The sequence below is a fragment of the Leptospira kirschneri serovar Cynopteri str. 3522 CT genome, assembly GCF_000243695.2.
In the GTDB taxonomy this organism is placed as follows: domain Bacteria; phylum Spirochaetota; class Leptospiria; order Leptospirales; family Leptospiraceae; genus Leptospira; species Leptospira kirschneri.
The window spans coordinates 30,014-47,078 of record NZ_AHMN02000007.1 but is presented as its reverse complement, the minus strand read 5'-3'; the positions used below and the strand labels follow the sequence as shown (position 1 = coordinate 47,078).

Genomic DNA, 17,065 nt, shown 5'->3' with positions numbered 1-17,065 from the left:
TTTTAAGTGATCTCTAAAATTCCAAAAGTAACGTCGTCCGGAAAAACGTTTGCATAAGAATGAATTTCTTCCCGAAGTTTTTCCGTAAGTTCCGTTGTTGGTAGAGTGGCATATTTTTGAAAAGCAGCTAAAAGACGATCGTCTCCAAATGGTTCGGTGGTCTCATTGGCTGCGTCTAAAACACCATCTGTATAAACTAGAATCTTATCTCCGGGAGAAGTTTTAATTTTTAAAACGCTATATTCATCCGGAATACCGATTCCTAAAACAAATCCCGTTGACTCTAATACGACGATTTTGTTTTGTTCTTTTCGATAGTAATAGATTGGATTGTGTCCGGCGCTGCAGAAGTAGGCGTATCCTCCTTCTTTTTCAAAAAGAATAAAAATTCCTGTGGCGAAAAAAGTCCCTTGTAAGGTTTCAAAAAGATTGTCGCTAAGTCGATTGAAAATGTGAGCCGGATTTACGGTCTCTTTCATGATATTTTCTACATTATAGTGAATGATAGAGGTGATGAGAGCCGCAGAAACTCCGTGTCCAGTAGCGTCCGCTAAAAAGAATGCAGTTCTTGTATCACTGATTTCGATGATGTCATAAATGTCCCCACTTACTTCACGCATTGGTTGATAAATAATTTCTACGTTAATCAGATTGAATTTTTTTCTTTTTTCAGGAAGAAAACATTCCTGAACATTTTTACCAATTTCTAACTCCGTTTGAATTTGAGCATTTTTGAGTTTAAGAGTATCGAATTGGGAAGAGATTTGCTCTGCCATTCCGTTGAATGTATTTCCTAATACATCTAACTCGTCGTGAGCTGAAACGTTCCAGGAAATTCTCGCATTTAAATTTCCGGTAGCCATCGTTTCGCTGACTTCTTTTAAAAGAAAAAGTCGAACAAAGATCTTTCGATAAAGGAAAATTCCAAAAAGAATGTGAAAGGCAAATCCCCAAATGAGTAACAATCCAAGTTGTATATAAAGGGATCTAAGCCGATCTACCATTTCCTTCATTTTAATTTGGGAAATGAGAAACGTTTTAGGATTGAGATAAAAGATGAGATTAACTATAAAATGGTCTGTGTCGAGTTCAATATCGTAAGATGTATTTAGAGCCGCTTTTGCGTTACTCATGTTTGTAAGTTTTGTTTTCAAATCAGATATAGTCACAGTAATTCCGTTGGAAAGTAGGGTGCGAGTTTTTTCCAAAGAATTGTCTTCTGCTGCAATGACTGAAAAATTTGTGAGTCCTATACTTAATAATTTGGTTTGAAATTCGTCGGTTTGAGAGGAATTTTCAAAATTGATATTTCCGTAAGATTCTATTTTTTTAAGAATTTCTCGAGCGACACGATCCGATTCTAAAGTAAAATTGGAAATGAGAAGATCTGTTTGATTTTCAAAAATCATGACCGCTACAAAAGTAAGATTTACAACGGTTAAAATCGTATAAATGACGATAATCTGTAGTCGAAGTGATTTCTTCATGGTCAAGATAGATTATCGTTCTTGAATGAATCAAAATCATTGCATACTATAAAGTGAATCATTTTGTTCTGAACACCGAATGATACACTTGAGCCACAATCATTGCAAAAAAAGTAAAAAAATTTTTGACGATTCGGATACGACATAGATCCGCAATATTCTGTAGTGGTAAAAATTAAAAAGAATTTCCTTTTGTAAATTAAGATAGGCTTAATGTATTATTCGTAGTCTTTTTCATTCCAATTCAAAATTTTGAAATCAATGATTCAAAAATGATTTTATACATTTTGAATCGTAATGTTTCCGAAATTATAATAAGCTTCTCAAGAATAGAATCGTTCATCTTAAAATTTTTAAGTTTCTCCTTACGAAATCCGATTACTCAAAATAAATTTCTACAAACTAGTTTTGATTTTAATCATTTGAAGGATGCAATTTTATTTTAATACATTGATTTTACAATTCAGAACTCATTTTAAGAGTATAAAAAAATACTCTATTTAAAAATAAATAAAAACGAAATCTTAAACTTGATAGAAGAAGCATTATAAATTTATTATATATTTTTCAATTTTATTTGATTCAAATTCATTTTATGGAAGTATTAAATCATTTCCATAAACACGGCTCTCATGCCAGAACTGAAATCTTGAAAAGTAATGTAATGCAAATTCGGTGTAAGAAAATCAGAAAGAATTTTCTAAAAGTATGAGTTCCTACAATTTTGGAATTTTGTTCGTAAAATCGTGATTTACTGTAGTTCTATTTGACTTGCAAAGTTTAGTTAGTCCCTAACTTTTTTCAGAAAAATGAATCATGGTCTAATTCAGATTAATGTAAATAAAAATGTAATAGTTCCTACACTTTTATTTTTACGGAAAATCAGGTTTTTTAAAATGAATTTATTACATTAACGTAAATTCGTTATAACGCGAAAGGGATCGATGAATGAACTAAAGCACAACGCTTCCTATAAGGCGCGTTGTAAGGTCAAGTTATTAGTACTTTATAAAAATTGAATCTGATTCTGTAGTTTCACAATAACTTGACCAGAGCTGAGAGCCCGGTCCAGCCTTTGCTTGTAAAGGCTGGATTCGCCCGGATTTTTTTACGTCGAATTCGCGTTACATTAGAGTTATTGAAAGTTACTGACCGCTCGCCTGTTTCTGTTTTATAAAAACGATCAATTGAAATAGTTTTAGTTTTGTTAATCTGAATTATGGAATCTTTCAATAACTTTATTAATTTTAAGAAGATTAAGATTCTTTTACACCAAACTCACGTTAAATCAAAAAATGTAAGATTCTTATATTAACTATTATAATTTATCATTTCTAAAGATTATTTCTTTTTATAGAAAAATTTTTACTTGAAATTATGATTTAGGAAAGTTTTCTAAAAGTTCTTTATTTTTCAATTTTTGCCCTTTGAGCATTTCGTAATTTTCACTTTTAATCGCCTTGAAGTTTTGAATGATCTTCATTTTTTCTTTCATAAATTCTTTGAGAGGCTCTGCTAATAATTCCTTACCGTTCCAAGATGCTTGTTCTCCTGCTTGAAGATTCAAATCGTTTCCTGAAGAAGGATGAACTGTAACTTCTCCTTCATTGACAAAAACTCCTTCAGGAATATCCGAATCCTCATTTTTAGGAGCTTTCGTTTTTTCTTCGCTGATTACAAATTGAGTTCCACGAACTCCAGCGGTGTAAGAGGCCGAACTTATTTCTAATTCTTCCTTTTTATTAGATTTTTGGACGTTCGTAAATAGTTTACCGGAAACTAAAGTAAGTTTTGCAGTGTTTTTAGAGCTATCTGAAAAAAGTTCTGCAATTTCAATTTTTGTAAATGGGGCTATTCTGATTACGGCGTTTGCACCTAATTGTAAATCGGCTTTTCCTTCTCCAGTTTCTACTTTTGCGTTTTTTGTTAATATAACATTTTTCTTAAGTGTTTCCGTTTTTCCTGCTTGAGAATACTGAACCTTTCCGGTTACAAAAAGTACGATTGCAATTTCATCATCTGCAAAAAGTATTTGAGGTAGGAATAGACAAAAAGCAGCAAGGAATAAAATGTTATGAATCATATCGAAAAAATTTACACGGATTTCTTAAAAAATCTACAACTAATTTTCAAACTTTAAAAACTGTTTTTGTAATCCGAGATTTCAGTATTATAAAATAAAATCCCTATCTTGTTGTGAAACAGGGCTTTATAAAATTATCATAAATTATCGTTTCACGTAACTTTGATAGAATCCAATGTGAAAGCGATTCTTACGTCGAACTCACGTTATAGAATTGTAAACTATTAAGTAGATATTCTATTATGTAGTCCCGAGTAATGGAAAAAATTCAGCCTTTTTTATTGTTGATTCTGGTTTCAATGACTTGATTGAGAAGATCTGCAAGTTCTTGAAATTCGTCTCCTTTTCGAATTTTGATCTTCCGAGCTGGTTCTTCTCCCGCTGCTAATTTTCTAAGTTGATTTTTGATATTGTAAATAGGTCCGGCCATTTTATGAGAATAGATTATGGTAAAGATTGTGGCCATTCCCAAAAACAAACCGGATAAAAATAATATTCCTTTTACTTGAATTGTAAACATGTCTAGTTTGTGATCGTAATCCGGAAGAAAAATTTCCCTTTCCACAAACTTTTCCCTTTCTATTCCGTTGTGATCTTCGAAACCTTTTTGATACACTTTAATAGGGTCGTTTCTCAAACGAAAAACAACTCCTTTATCAAATTTAGTATCATTTAACCAGTATAGAAAACCTAACGTCAAAATAAGACCAAAAACAATGAGTAAGGAGTAATTCAATAAAAACTTAAATTGGAAATCTCGATCTACGATGTAGTTGCTAAAAATTCTTTTTTTACCGGCGTCTTCTTTTGCCATTGCCATGGAATAGGTTCCTCGCGAACTAAATATCCCGACTTACCGACCGACTGTCAAAGAGAATTTGTTTTTAGTAGAGTTGAATTACTTCAGAGACGGATTCTCTGCGAATGACAATTTCTTTTTCAAGAGTTTGAATGTACATCGCCTTTTCATCCATGTCTACGATTACACCTTCGATCTCTTTTCCATCGATCAAAACAATTTTTTCTAATCTTTGGAAATCCGTTAGTAACTCTTGTCTGTTTGAATAGATTCGGTTTTTATCTCTAGGAATGTTTTCAATTGGCAGTTTTTCGAACTCAGTTTCTAAACGATTTTTTTCGGAATCGTTCAAATGGCTGCGAACAAAACCATTTTGATTTACAAAAATTCCCTGATTTGGCTCCAGAACTTGTTCACCTTCTGGAGCTGATTTTTGAGATTCTACGTGAGTACTGACTGCTACTCGACCTTCTAAAACTTCTACTTTAGTCCCTTGCCCCGGAACATTTTGAAAACTGAAACTTGTACCTCGTACTTCTGCGCTTAAATTTTCGGAACGAACTATAAATTCTTCTTTTTTAAGATTTTTATGAATGTGGGCTAATAATTCTCCCTTTTCTAAATCGATTCCAATTTTGTAATGCGTAGAAAGATCGATCAATCGAAAGGAAACTTCCGAATCGGAAAGTATTCTCACTACAATTCCATCGGACACTTTTAAGTTCAGAATGGCCCCAGAACCAGTGACTACTCTCTGGCCTTCTTGGATTCTTACTCCTGGTTTTAAAAGAATTTTGTCTTTCGGATCGGAGGAGGTGAGGTAGGCTTCTCCTTGTACTTGTGAAATTTCTACACCTCCTTTTTCAATTCCGAGAGAAGGCCTATCCTTAAGAATAGAATAATATCCTAATGTAACTGCAAAAAGAAATATCGCCGCCGCTGAAATTCCCCAAACGAGTTTGTTTTTTGTAAAATCGGAAAAAGAAAGTATTTTAGAAGAATTTAGGTTGGCCTGGGCATAAAGAGATTCGAAGTCTGACTTTTGGGGAGAATATTCTACCCAAGAATTGCTCAAACTTTTGGCCAGCCATTCTATTGAAGGACTAAGATCATTTTGTTTTCCTTCGAAAAGAATTTCTTGAATCTTTTGTTCCCTTTTTATTCCCGGTTCTTCCATTTTATCTATACTCTATGATCAGGGTTTCAAATTCTTTTTTTCTGCGATTTCGGTTACTTTTGCTGTCGCTTTGACAATTAAACGAGATGCAGTTGATACCGATATACTCATAATTTCAGCTATGGTAGTCAGATTGTAGTCCTCCATAAATCGAAGAATCAAGGCATATTTTTCGTCTTCTTCAAGTTCGTCCAAACAGACTAATAGACGTTCTTCTAAATCCTTTAGTTCTGCCTTTCTAACGAAAGAAAGTTTTTGTTCTTGAAACTCCTGCATTTCGGAATTTCCACTTTCCTTTACCGTGGAAAACTTCCGGGAATAGTTGATGGAACGGTTACGAGCAATCGTATAAAGTAAACGGATCGCCTGTTCCTGGTCTATATCTGTATCGGAATATTTTCTGAAAAAATTCAGAAATGTATCCTGCATCAGATCCATCGCGATTTCAGGATTCCCGGAACTATATTTATAGAGAAAATCAAAGATTTTTCCACTGTACTCTCGATAGAGAGCATCCATAAAATCCTTCCGAGTGGTCATTGGAACTAAGTTGAAATTGCGAAACCCGATTTCAAGTAAATTCCTTTGTACTTACTTCTATTTCTAAGCTAACAAGATGAGTGTTCATTTTTTGCAAAATATAGTTTTTTTTGAAAGGAGCAGTATGATTTTTTGTCATTTTTCCTAAGTTCAAAAGAGAATTTAAGATTGGTCATTTTGGAGATTTTCAAATTCAGGTTTCGTATTACAAAAGAATCGATTCATAACTTTTTACATTCAAAAAGCACAAATTCTGCGTAAGAAAATGAAACCAGTCTATCATTTCCCTCATATTCTGAGTCCGAACGATGTCTGGTGCGCAGATTTCAAAGGCAACTTCACAGTAGGCGGTGGAATAAGATGTACTCCGTTAACAATCACGGACGCATAGTCACTTTCTTTTAGGTTCTGAAATAGTTCCAAAAGCAAATACAGAAAGCGTTATTACGGTTTTTACAAAGCTGTTTACTCAATACGGAACCGGATGCAATTCGGACTGATAACGGTTCTCCATTTGCTTCGCTCAGTTCTTGCAGGTTTAACAAAACTTTCCGTTTGGTGGTTAAAGTTAGGGATTCGACATGAGCGAATTCAACCAGGTAAGCCGCCTCAACAAAACGGTCGCCATGAAAGAATGCACCGGACTTTGAAATAAGAAACGGCTTGTCTCCCTCGTTCTTCTTTAGAGGAACAGCAAAAAGCTTTTGATGATTTTCAATATGAGTATAATTGCATCAGACCTCATGAAGCTTTAAAGAATGCGTTTCCAAAATCATATTACAAAAAATCTCTAAAGACATCTCAGTCCATTCTTCCGGAGGCGTTCTATCCAACAAATGTAGTGGTTACTTCCAGTGAACGATTTAGGTAATATTTATTTTGCTGGCCATCGCATCTTTCTTTCTTCCGCTCTTTGCTGATGAGTCAGTTGGACTTGAGGACATATCCGATCGACATGTAAGAATTATATTTCATAAAGCGGGGTACTCGGGGTAATTGATATGTTCACTGGAAAAGTGTTGCAATATAAGAATCCTATGCCAATTCATTGAACGTGAGTTACATATTTACGTTTCATTTTGTAAAGTATGTACGGGTACGTTCTTCCCAATTTTCTAGCTATAAGACATAATTATCATTATCGGAAGTTGCCTGTTGCATTGAGTTTACGGAGGAGTTAAGCTTGGTTGATAGAATAACATATTTTTATAATATTTCTATATTTGGTTGTTATTATCTATTTTTCGTCATTCGTATTCGATTTAGTTAGGTGACATTCCGTTACCTTCGGAATTGCTAATGAAAAATACCTGGCTTTCGGCACATTGTTTTGTCTGTTTACTAAGTTTACTCGAACTTCGTTTTGTGCCAAGGTTTACGTAAAATTGCTTTTTCTCGAAAGTTATAGAAATAAATGAAACATTTATATTTTTCCAATTAGATTCATAAAAAACGCATTCATTATAAAGGATGAGGACATTTCATGATTTTAAATAAATCAGATGAGATTTCCTTGAAACTAAAAGAAATATTAGAAAATTGAACCATGAGTACATATAACTTCGCTTGCGGCTCGCTCACTTAACTCAATCGTGTTACACTATGAGAAGTTGAGTGCCGTAGTTTTCGGATTTTGCAATTAAATTAACGCGAAAGGGATCGATGCGTGGAAGCTCAGCAGAACGATTCTCACAAACTCAGTTTTACAGAGGATTTGTCGTAATTCCGACAGATTTATATTGAAATCTAAATACTTGTGGGTAAGGTTATGGCTCTCTCAAACTCAGCGTCTCACTCCCCATGAGTCGTTCGACAGATCGCGTTCTAAATTGAATCTAAAGGCGATTGTTGTATTATGTTTTCTATATGCAATAATTTATTGAATTGAGCTAAAAAAGCCCGGTCCCGCTGTGGCAAGTCGGATTTGACCCCGGTTTTCATATACCCTGCTCATGTTAAATTAAGATTAATTGTAAATAAACCAAAACACAAATAGGAGTTAATACGAAACTCTAATCGTGAAAGTAAATGTTTATAAATTCATAATGTATCTTAATTTGTGGAAGCCTCCACAAATTAAGTTTTTATAGTGAAATTTTGAAAAGCTCAAGCCCCAAAAACAACTCTAATTAAGAATTACCTCCGTTTCTCGTTTTAACAATAAACTCTGCGAGCACCTTTAAAATCTCACCCATTTTAAACCAAGACATTAAAACGATTCCAGAGACGATCAAAAGACCATAAATACTGATTCCTCCAAACCCTTCTGATATTTTTGCATCTGGAAATGCTTTTAAAGTATAGAGGCCTAAAATAAGAAAAAAAAGACCTACAAAAAAAGCTTGGTTCGTAATGCGGAAAAAACTTTTTTCCACCACAATAAAATTATCTAGTTTTTTCTCTAACTCTTTTGCCTTTGAAGAATCTGGATGCATCTCCAAAAGATCTTTTGCTTTGAGTTCTTGTTTCATGTGTTTTACCTAAGAAAGATTTTTTTGTAATGTTTTGATCTCCGCTTTTGTCTTTACAAAAATAAAAGTGATTCACTAAATCCGATTTTTTATATGATTATAATGACCGATCTAAATTGAACAATATCTTTTTTAATTTATTAAAAATGAAATTATTACTCTAGTATGTATGTTGTCTGGAGGTATTTAACAAATTTTTAAAGTATATTATTATTTCTGATTAGACTCAAATTTTAAGTTATCAAATATTTTTGTAAAAATTTGATTTATTACAGGATTTTACGATAGAAATTATGGTACTCAATTTTATAAAGATCAGTGGTTTGCAGAAATCGGAAATTTTTGTGACGGTCATAAAACAACGGATTTTATGCAAAATTTGATTGAACGATTCTTTTTTAGGTTTTATAGAAGTTTCTTATTTTAAGTCTACTTTACAACGGATGGATCGTGGCAGTTTCGATTTCCTCAAAACTAAATTGAATATATTCTATATTTTGAATATTTGAAGTATTTTTTGTTTTAGATTTATAAATTTTGAGCATCCTTTTCATGACAAAACCATGTGTGCATAACGCTATAATTTGATTGGAAAATAGATTTATCATACGCATTAAGGAAAGATGTACTCTGATATCCGTCTCTTGTTTTGACTCTCCATTTGGAAATCGAAGTGTGTCATAGATGGAATTATGATCATTCCACTTCTTCCAAAAGTTTTTTCCAAAATAAGAATCTACTTCGTTTATCAATTTCCCTTGTCCGTCTCCCAGAAATACTTCTCTAAAGCCGGAATTAAAAATTGGATTTAGATTTAGTTTGTCAGATATAATTTGACTCGTTTCTTGGGCCCTTTTTAGATCACTACTCAACAAAACTTCGATTCCTAAACGTTTTAAAATTAAAGCTAAAGACTTTGACTGAAGTTCTCCCTGTTCGTTGATCGGTATTTCCAGATGTCCTTGAAGTCTGCCCTCCCGATTCCAATCTGTTTCTCCGTGTCTGAAAACGTATATAATATTTGATTTTTTGAATGTACTTTTCAATTTTTGAATTCCACCCTTACAAAAGATAAACCGCTCCTGAATAAATCAAAACGTAAAATGTAAAGGTTAAAATCGAAGATAGTAAAATTAACTTATTGGTTTGAAGTATTTGTTCGATTTGAAATTCTTTTTTTCGGTCCCCAAGTTTCGGTTTTATATTTTGAATCCCATCGTAAAAATTAATTCCGCCTAATTGTATTTCTAAAGCTCCTGCTACAGCCGCTTCTGTAAGACCTGAATTTGGGCTTGGATGTTTTTTTCCGTCTCTTTTTAGAATATATAATGAATTTTTAAAATTGTAACCTAGAAACAAAGATGCAAATACAAGTATATAAGATGTAATTCTTGCAGGTAAATAATTTGCTAAATCGTCCATTCTTGCCGGAAAATTTCCGAATCTTAGATACTTTTTGTTTTTGTATCCAAAAAGAGAGTCTAACGTATTGATGGATCGATATAACAGAGCCCATGCAGGTCCGCCAAAAATTGCATAAAAAAGCGGAGCTGTAATTCCATCTACTAGGTTTTCAGCGGTACTTTCCACACAGGCCCGAATGATTTCAGATTCACTCAAACTTTCTGCATCTCTCGCCACAATTCTAGATACTTTTTTACGGGCCAGAGAAAGATCGGTTTGCACTAACGCGTCATAAACTTCTTTACTATGATCGATCATATCTCGGATCGCAATCGTAGTATAAACGATCATTACAGTTAAAAGTTCACCTAAAATCCAATGAAGTTGATTTGCAAGTTGTACAAATAAAAATGGTATAATAAAAGAAATTAAATATACGAGGCAAGAGGTCAAAATTCCAGCCACTTCTTCCGAAGAACAATTGTTTCTAAAAAATTTTTCTAAAACTCTGGCTAACTTTCCAATCGCTCTTACTGGATGAGGAAAGTTTTTAGGATCTCCTAGAATCAAATCGACAAGAACGGATACGGCGACGTTCCAAGGCATTTTTAGCCGAACCCTAATTTACGATAGATGAGATTCATATTTAAAGAGTGCCTAACGTTCTCGGCTAATCTGTCTAAAGATTTTTCTAAATTATAGGAGACTTGAACATCGACTAAGGGTGTTTTTCCTTTCCGGATTCTGATTTGATCCAGATATTTTCTGCGAAATTGATCCTTGTCAAAAATTCCGTGAATGTATGTTCCCCAAATCCTTCCCGTCGGATCACTATGCCCTAGTTCTTCAGCTTTTCCGTTTAAAAGTATAACACGCGTATTACCTACGGATTTTGTTTTACCGTGATGGATTTCGTATCCTTCTACTTCTGTTTTTGTTGGAATATGGGTTGCGAAAACTCTTTTTAGAGATTTATCTTTTTCTAATGTGGTTTCAATTTGTAAAAGTGAAATTCCCTGGATAGAACCTTGATCACTTTCAATACGATACGGATCGAAAATATTTTTCCCGAGCATTTGATAACCTCCGCAGATCCCTATTATATCCGTTTTTTGATTTCGAGATAAGGCAAAAATTCTATCCGCTAAACCGATATCATAGAGATGATTCAAATCCGAGATTACGTTTTTACTTCCAGGAAGAATCAAAACGTCGGGTTCTCCTAAATCTTCTACAGTTCGTACGATTCTAACTCTAACATCTGGTTCGACTCTAAGCGCGTCTATATCCGTATGATTGGAAATCCTAGGAATATCGATCAGCACAATGTCTAACCTTTCTTCCAATACAGAAGTATCGTCTAACGTTCCAGATTTAAATTCTAAAGAATCTTCCTCAGGCAATTCAAGATCTTTAATATGTGGAACAACTCCTAGGACTGGTCTATTTGTATATTCCTCTATATAGTTTATACCTGTTTTTAAAAGTTCTTTTACTCCCCTAAAACGATTGATGATAAAACCGAAAACTAGTTTTCTTTCCCATTCGGCCAGTGTTTCCATTGTTCCTAAAATGGATCCAAATAATCCTCCATGATCTATGTTTCCCACCAACAATACATCTGCTTTTGCGTATTCTGCCATTCTCATGTTAACTATATCTTTTTTTTTCAGATTTACTTCGGAAGCGCTACCTGCACCTTCTATTATAATTACATTATATTCTGATGAAAGGGAATCGTAAGACTTTTTTACTTCTTCAAACGCAATCGATTTGTATTGATTGTAGTCTTTAAAACTCATCGAGTTTATCGGTTTTCCGTTGATGATTACTTGCGAATCTTTTTCACTAGAAGGTTTAAGTAGAATTGGATTCATTCGTATATCGGGAATAATTTTGGCCGCTTGCGCTTGTAATGCCTGCGCCCTACCGATTTCTTCCCCATTTAAAGTTACAAACGAATTGAGCGCCATATTTTGAGATTTAAAAGGAGCTACTTTGATGCCATCCTGCGCGAGAATTCTACACAAAGCAGCGGTTAGAATACTTTTGCCAACGTTAGACGCAGTTCCTTGAAACATAATAGAAGGAGTTTTTTTTCTGGATTTTAGTTTTTGTGGAGTTCCATAATATATATTTGAAAATGCATTTATAATTTTTTCATTTTCCTCAGGGGTTCGTACCGCAATTCGGATAAAGTTTTTAGATAGTCCGGAAAAATTTTCACAATTTCGCACTGCAATCTTATATTTTAAAAGTAATTCTTGGGTTAGATCGGATATATTTCTATCATCTGAGATTTTAATTAGAATAAAATTAGACTCACCTGAAAATAAATTCAAAAATTCTAAATTAGAAAGATTATATATTAGATCTTCTTTCCATACTTGTATATTTTGTTTTGAATTGTTTATATAATCTTCATCGGAGATCGATTTTTCATACACCGAAGCAGCAAGACTATTTACGTTCCAAGTAGGGAGTCTTTTAGAAATTTCAGAACAAATAGAAGAGGAAGCATAACAAATTCCAATTCTTAAACCGGGAAGCGCGAGAATTTTAGTCATAGATTGGATTAGAATCATATTCTCGGTTTTATCTTTGAAAAAAGAAGATCCTTTTGTACAAAAATGAATAAAGGATTCGTCTATTACAAAAACAGAATTTTGAAATTCTTGTGTGAGTTTTAAAGTTTCTATTTTATCAAGTGTTACTCCCGTGGGGTTGTTCGGATGTCCTAAAAAAACCAAGGCTCTTTGATTTGGCCTAGACTTTAGAATATTCCTAATTTCGTTCATATCTAAACGAAATTGTTTTTCTTCTTTAAGAAAGACTTCAACACAAGGAATCTTTCGGAGTAAGATCGCCTCTTTGTATCCGCTGTAACAGGGAACTGCGATTAACGCATAATCCGCTTGGACTACAAACGGTATTTGAAGTATAAGTTCGGAAGCCCCGTTCCCTAAAACAATTTGTTCTGGACTTATTCCATATTTTGAATGTATTTTTTTCTTTAAAGAAGTATAATTTGGATCCGGATAAGAAATAAGATCTTCTATTTTGGAATGTAAAAAGGGTCTTAGCCATTCAGGAAAACCTAATGGGTTTATATTGGCGGAAAAATCCAAAATTTCTTTTGGATCGCACCCTATCCTTTTTGAAAGTTCGATCAAATTTCCTCCGTGTTTCGGTAAGTTCATTGAGTCGGAACCGTTTGATTTTGTTTTGTTTGTCCTTTTATTTTAAGAGGGATTCCGCTGGACATAAAATAAACACTATCTGCGTTATGTGCTATTGTTTGGTTGCAGGTACCGAGTAAGTCTCTGTAAATTCTGCTAGTTTTATTTTCGGGAACAAGTCCAAGTCCAACTTCGCTACTTACAAATATAACGTGTTTTACCTTGGTTTTTCTAATATGTTCTACAAGTTCTGTACAATTTTTTTGGATCGTAGCTTCTTCGATTTTCCTTTTTTCTATTTTAGATTTATATAATAAATTATTAATCCAGAGGCTCAAGCAATCGACCACTACAACCGACTTCTTAAAAAAATACTCGGATTTAAATAGATTTAAAAGATTGAATTCTTCTTCTATAGTTTTCCATACTGAATTATCTCTTTCTTTTTTATGTTTTAGAATTCTTTGATTCATTTCCTCGTCAAAGATGGGACAAGTTGCAATAAAATATTTTTGCCCTTTTATATCTTTTGCAAGTTCAAGCGCAAAGCGACTTTTACCACTTCTGCAACCTCCCGTAATCAAAGTGATCGTGGACATTCGTATTCTTTTGTTTCTGTTTTGAATTTGTTTTTTTTCCAATTTGAAATTCCTTGACTTACTGATTGATAAACCGCCTTTCCGATAAGATGTCCCGAAAGTGTGTGTTTTCCAGTATAACGTTTTTCTGAACTACGAGAAGGAGATGCAAACGCGATACAATCGGTTCCGGTGCCGGTTACAAGTCCGGTTTTACTTTGTATCCTCGCTTCCAATACGGCTAGAGTTCTTGCTTCTGTAATGAGGGAAATCGCTTCTAAAGAAGTGTTCAGGTCAAATGGGACAGAACACTGTACGAGTATATTGATCGTTCCGTACGAATTTGATTGAAACGGTGGATCTCCAACTCGAACCGAATTTCCTAATCCTACGGTGACAACGGATCTGATTTTAAAATTTTGTTTTTCTAAAATCACTTCCGAATAATTTTCAAGGGAAACACTGGTAAGAAAGCCAACCCCATTCCTGGATTCTCTTTTATGTAATAAACTTCTATAAAAGTAATCGATCGGATCTACTTCCAGAGTTAGATCTTCATCTCGTACTCGATGCCATAAAACACAATCTACTTGTTCTTTCCAACCTCCCCCGATCACGGCCCAACTAAGAACGTTATGTGGCTCTTTAAAATTTACTTCGAGCCAAGAATTCTTAACGTGAATCATTTCCGTAAACAGGATTGAACAAATCCCTCTGCCAAATTTGAATTGGAAGCCCAATGAGAATGTATATAGGAGGCAAGAACCGAATTTTTAGAATAACCTTCTTCGTTAACTTGATCACCTTTTCTTTTTCTAAGTTTATAAACGAGTTCTATCGGATCAGACTCGTCTAATTCTAAGCCGGAATAGCGAAATTGGTGACCTCTAAATCTTAGTCCGGCTTCTCCGAAAATTGTTTCTTTTTTTGTAGTTACTTCCACATAACCCAGGGCTTTTAATTTTTTCTCCATGATAGAAATTGCGGGAATTAGGCCGAGCATAGGGAAAAAATCTCCTTTGACGAGTTTGATTCCTTTGGAAAGATACATCAATCCTCCGCATTCTGCATAAATTGGAATATTTTTATATGATAATTCTAGAATATAATTAATTAATGATTCGTTTTTAGATAGGGTCGACGCGAAAAGTTCTGGATAACCACCTCCAAAATAAAGCCCGTCCAAATTAGGAAGCCTAGAATCAGAGATAGGAGAAAAAAATACCAACTCTGCTCCAGCTTGCCTAAGTCGCATTAAATTTTCTTCATAATAAAAATAGAACGCAGAATCCATGGCGATTCCGATTTTACAACGTTTTGAAACGGTATTTATAGTCGAAATCGGAATCGAAATTTCAGGAGCGGAACTTGCGATTTTAAGTATAGAATCTATTTCTAAATTTTTTTCTCCTTCTTCCCTCCAAAAATTAAATTTTTCTTCCGATAAATTTTCTTCAGATGCAGGATACAAACCTAAATGTCTTTCTGGAAACGTTTGTTCCGGATGTTTGCACAACCCGCCTAAAATCGGAATTTCAGTAGATGTATCCTTCAAAAGTTGAATATGGGATTGACTTCCGGTAAAATTAGCGAAGGCTCCTGCTAGATTGAGATCCGGGTCGAATGTTTTCAGTCCTTTTACAATCGCAGAAGCGGTTCTTGCCATTCCACTTGTGTCTAAAACAACTAACACGGGTGAGGCGAGCCACTTTGCAATTTCCGCAGTAGAACCGACTTCGGAGTTTGGAGAATGGCCGTCAAAAAGTCCCATCATACCTTCTATGACTGCAATGTCTGCGTTATGACACGCTTGATAAAAAGTATTTAAAACCGATTCTTTGCCCATCAGCCATCCGTCTAAGTTGTGACAGATGTTTTGCGAAGCTCTAGAATGATACGTAGGATCCAAATAATCAGGTCCACATTTGAAGGTTACAACTTTCAAACCTTTTCTTCGGAAAATTTGAGTAAGTGCGAGTACGATCGTGGTTTTACCAACTCCACTTCCCGTACCTCCGATTACAATTCTGGGAATTTGAATATTCATTAAAAATCGATTCCTTTTTGCGCCGGAATTCCGTTTTGATACGGATGTTTCTGGGCTTCGACTACGCTTACTAGATCCGCATAGTCCATCAAAACTTTTGGACAGTTTCTTCCAGTAATAACCACGTGAAGATCTTTACGTCTTTTTTTTAGAGTGTCCATCACCTCTTCCACGTTCAACCAGCCGTGATGAAATGCATAAGTAATTTCATCGAGTATTATAACATTATAATTTTCTTTTAAAATCATCTTGGAGGAAAGCGCCCAAGCCATTCTTGCAGCTGTTTTATCTTTGTCTAGATTCTCGCTGTCCCAGGTAAAACCCAAACCCATAATGTGAAAATCAAGTTCTGGAATTTTTTCTGAGAACATTTTTTCTCCGGTTTCCCATTTACCTTTTAAGAATTGGACCACTCCACATTTCAGTCCTCTACCCAAGGCTCTGAATACGATTCCCAAAGCAGCTGTGGTTTTTCCTTTGCCGTTCCCTGTATAAACGATCACAAGTCCTTTAGAATTTTTTTCGTCTGAATTCATAAATCCTTTTTTGCTTTTCTGAAACGGTGCGAAAAATCCGCCGAATAAAGTCTAGAATCCGCAAAATCATCACAATCCAAAATTGGACCTATAAATATGATGGCCGTAGAAGAGATCTTTTCCGTTTTAACTTTAGATACAATATCGCCTAACGTTCCAGTGACGATTTTTTGTTCGGGCCAAGTCGCTTTTTGAATGACTGCCACTGGACATTTTTCTCCGTAATATGGGCTTAGTCGTTCTACAATTGTTCGAATATGTAAAACGCTTAAAAAAAGAGTTAGAGTCGCTCCAGACTGAGCGAGAATTTCAAGCCTTTCCCTTTCCGGAACCGGAGTTCTTCCTGCGATACGAGTGATGATAATGGTTTGAGAAACTTCGGGAAGAGTCAGTTCTTTACCTAAAACAGCGGCAGCGGCGGTAAAAGAACTGACTCCCGGAACAATTTCATATTGAATATTCAAAAGATCTAATTTTCGTATCTGTTCCGCAATGGAGCCGAAGATGGAAGGATCTCCAGTGTGGACCCTAGCCACGTCTTGGTTGTTATTTTTTGCGGAGAGTATGATCGAAATAATTTCGTCCAAAGTCATATTCGAAGAATCTAATACGATTGCCTCTTTTTTGGCCCTTTTGATCACTGCTTTCGGTACAAGTGAACCAGTATAAAGAATGATCGGACAGGTTTCTACGAGCTTTGCACCTTTAATCGTGATTAGTTCGGGATCTCCCGGACCTGCTCCAATGATATAAACTTTCATAAG

Annotated in this window: 14 protein-coding genes and 2 pseudogenes; 2 read left to right on the top strand and 14 right to left on the bottom strand. The window is 34.7% G+C overall.

Annotated features, from left to right (window positions below):
- Positions 1-2: 2 nt before the first annotated feature.
- The 5 genes from LEP1GSC049_RS217050 to LEP1GSC049_RS217070 form a co-directional block, all read right to left on the bottom strand.
- Positions 3-1,487, bottom strand: a complete 1,485-nt coding sequence (locus LEP1GSC049_RS217050; RefSeq protein ID WP_016560732.1) for a SpoIIE family protein phosphatase — start codon at positions 1,485-1,487, stop codon at positions 3-5.
- Positions 1,488-2,862: 1,375 nt separating this feature from the next.
- Positions 2,863-3,570, bottom strand: a complete 708-nt coding sequence (locus tag LEP1GSC049_RS217055; RefSeq protein ID WP_004750231.1) for a FecR family protein — start codon at positions 3,568-3,570, stop codon at positions 2,863-2,865.
- A 268-nt stretch (positions 3,571-3,838) separates the two neighbouring features.
- Entirely contained in the window at positions 3,839-4,390 is a 552-nt protein-coding gene (locus LEP1GSC049_RS217060) for a HAMP domain-containing protein (protein ID WP_004750211.1), read from the bottom strand.
- 64 nt (positions 4,391-4,454) lie between these two features.
- On the bottom strand, positions 4,455-5,546 hold the full coding sequence (locus tag LEP1GSC049_RS217065; protein WP_004750246.1) for a FecR family protein: 1,092 nt from the start codon (positions 5,544-5,546) through the stop codon (positions 4,455-4,457).
- 18 nt (positions 5,547-5,564) lie between these two features.
- Complete coding sequence (locus tag LEP1GSC049_RS217070) at positions 5,565-6,065, bottom strand: RNA polymerase sigma factor (protein WP_004750127.1); 501 nt, start codon at positions 6,063-6,065, stop codon at positions 5,565-5,567.
- Between the two features lie 271 nt (positions 6,066-6,336).
- Here LEP1GSC049_RS217070 and LEP1GSC049_RS2000000229250 point away from each other — a divergent pair.
- A pseudogene (locus tag LEP1GSC049_RS2000000229250) lies at positions 6,337-7,138 on the top strand (integrase core domain-containing protein); the annotation flags it as partial.
- 375 nt (positions 7,139-7,513) lie between these two features.
- Positions 7,514-7,629: pseudogene (locus LEP1GSC049_RS2000000227460) on the top strand (alpha/beta hydrolase); the annotation flags it as partial.
- 586 nt (positions 7,630-8,215) lie between these two features.
- Here the strand turns inward: LEP1GSC049_RS2000000227460 and LEP1GSC049_RS217075 are convergent.
- From LEP1GSC049_RS217075 to cobM, 9 genes are all read right to left on the bottom strand, one after another.
- The gene (locus LEP1GSC049_RS217075; RefSeq protein WP_004757583.1) at positions 8,216-8,557 is read right to left on the bottom strand and encodes a hypothetical protein; all 342 of its coding nucleotides are present in this window, start codon (positions 8,555-8,557) and stop codon (positions 8,216-8,218) included.
- Between the two features lie 434 nt (positions 8,558-8,991).
- Positions 8,992-9,603, bottom strand: a complete 612-nt coding sequence (locus LEP1GSC049_RS217080; protein WP_004750080.1) for a histidine phosphatase family protein — start codon at positions 9,601-9,603, stop codon at positions 8,992-8,994.
- Between the two features lie 16 nt (positions 9,604-9,619).
- A complete protein-coding gene (cbiB, locus tag LEP1GSC049_RS217085) occupies positions 9,620-10,567 on the bottom strand; it encodes an adenosylcobinamide-phosphate synthase CbiB (RefSeq protein WP_016560759.1) in 948 nt (315 codons plus the stop codon).
- Between the two features lie 2 nt (positions 10,568-10,569).
- On the bottom strand, positions 10,570-13,161 hold the full coding sequence (locus tag LEP1GSC049_RS217090; RefSeq protein ID WP_016560744.1) for a cobyric acid synthase: 2,592 nt from the start codon (positions 13,159-13,161) through the stop codon (positions 10,570-10,572).
- Positions 13,158-13,739 (bottom strand): bifunctional adenosylcobinamide kinase/adenosylcobinamide-phosphate guanylyltransferase, encoded by a 582-nt coding sequence (gene cobU / locus LEP1GSC049_RS217095; protein ID WP_004750248.1) that lies wholly within the window; start codon positions 13,737-13,739, stop codon positions 13,158-13,160. The genes LEP1GSC049_RS217090 and cobU overlap by 4 nt, the downstream gene beginning before the upstream one ends.
- On the bottom strand, positions 13,721-14,404 hold the full coding sequence (locus tag LEP1GSC049_RS217100) for an adenosylcobinamide amidohydrolase (protein WP_004750203.1): 684 nt from the start codon (positions 14,402-14,404) through the stop codon (positions 13,721-13,723). Before LEP1GSC049_RS217100 ends, cobU begins: the two co-directional genes overlap by 19 nt.
- On the bottom strand, positions 14,401-15,765 hold the full coding sequence (locus tag LEP1GSC049_RS217105) for a cobyrinic acid a,c-diamide synthase CobB (protein WP_004762775.1): 1,365 nt from the start codon (positions 15,763-15,765) through the stop codon (positions 14,401-14,403). The genes LEP1GSC049_RS217100 and LEP1GSC049_RS217105 overlap by 4 nt, the downstream gene beginning before the upstream one ends.
- A complete protein-coding gene (gene cobO, locus LEP1GSC049_RS217110; protein WP_004757409.1) occupies positions 15,765-16,301 on the bottom strand; it encodes a cob(I)yrinic acid a,c-diamide adenosyltransferase in 537 nt (178 codons plus the stop codon). The genes LEP1GSC049_RS217105 and cobO overlap by 1 nt, the downstream gene beginning before the upstream one ends.
- Complete coding sequence (cobM, locus tag LEP1GSC049_RS217115) at positions 16,298-17,062, bottom strand: precorrin-4 C(11)-methyltransferase (RefSeq protein WP_004750132.1); 765 nt, start codon at positions 17,060-17,062, stop codon at positions 16,298-16,300. The genes cobO and cobM overlap by 4 nt, the downstream gene beginning before the upstream one ends.
- Positions 17,063-17,065 lie beyond the last annotated feature (3 nt).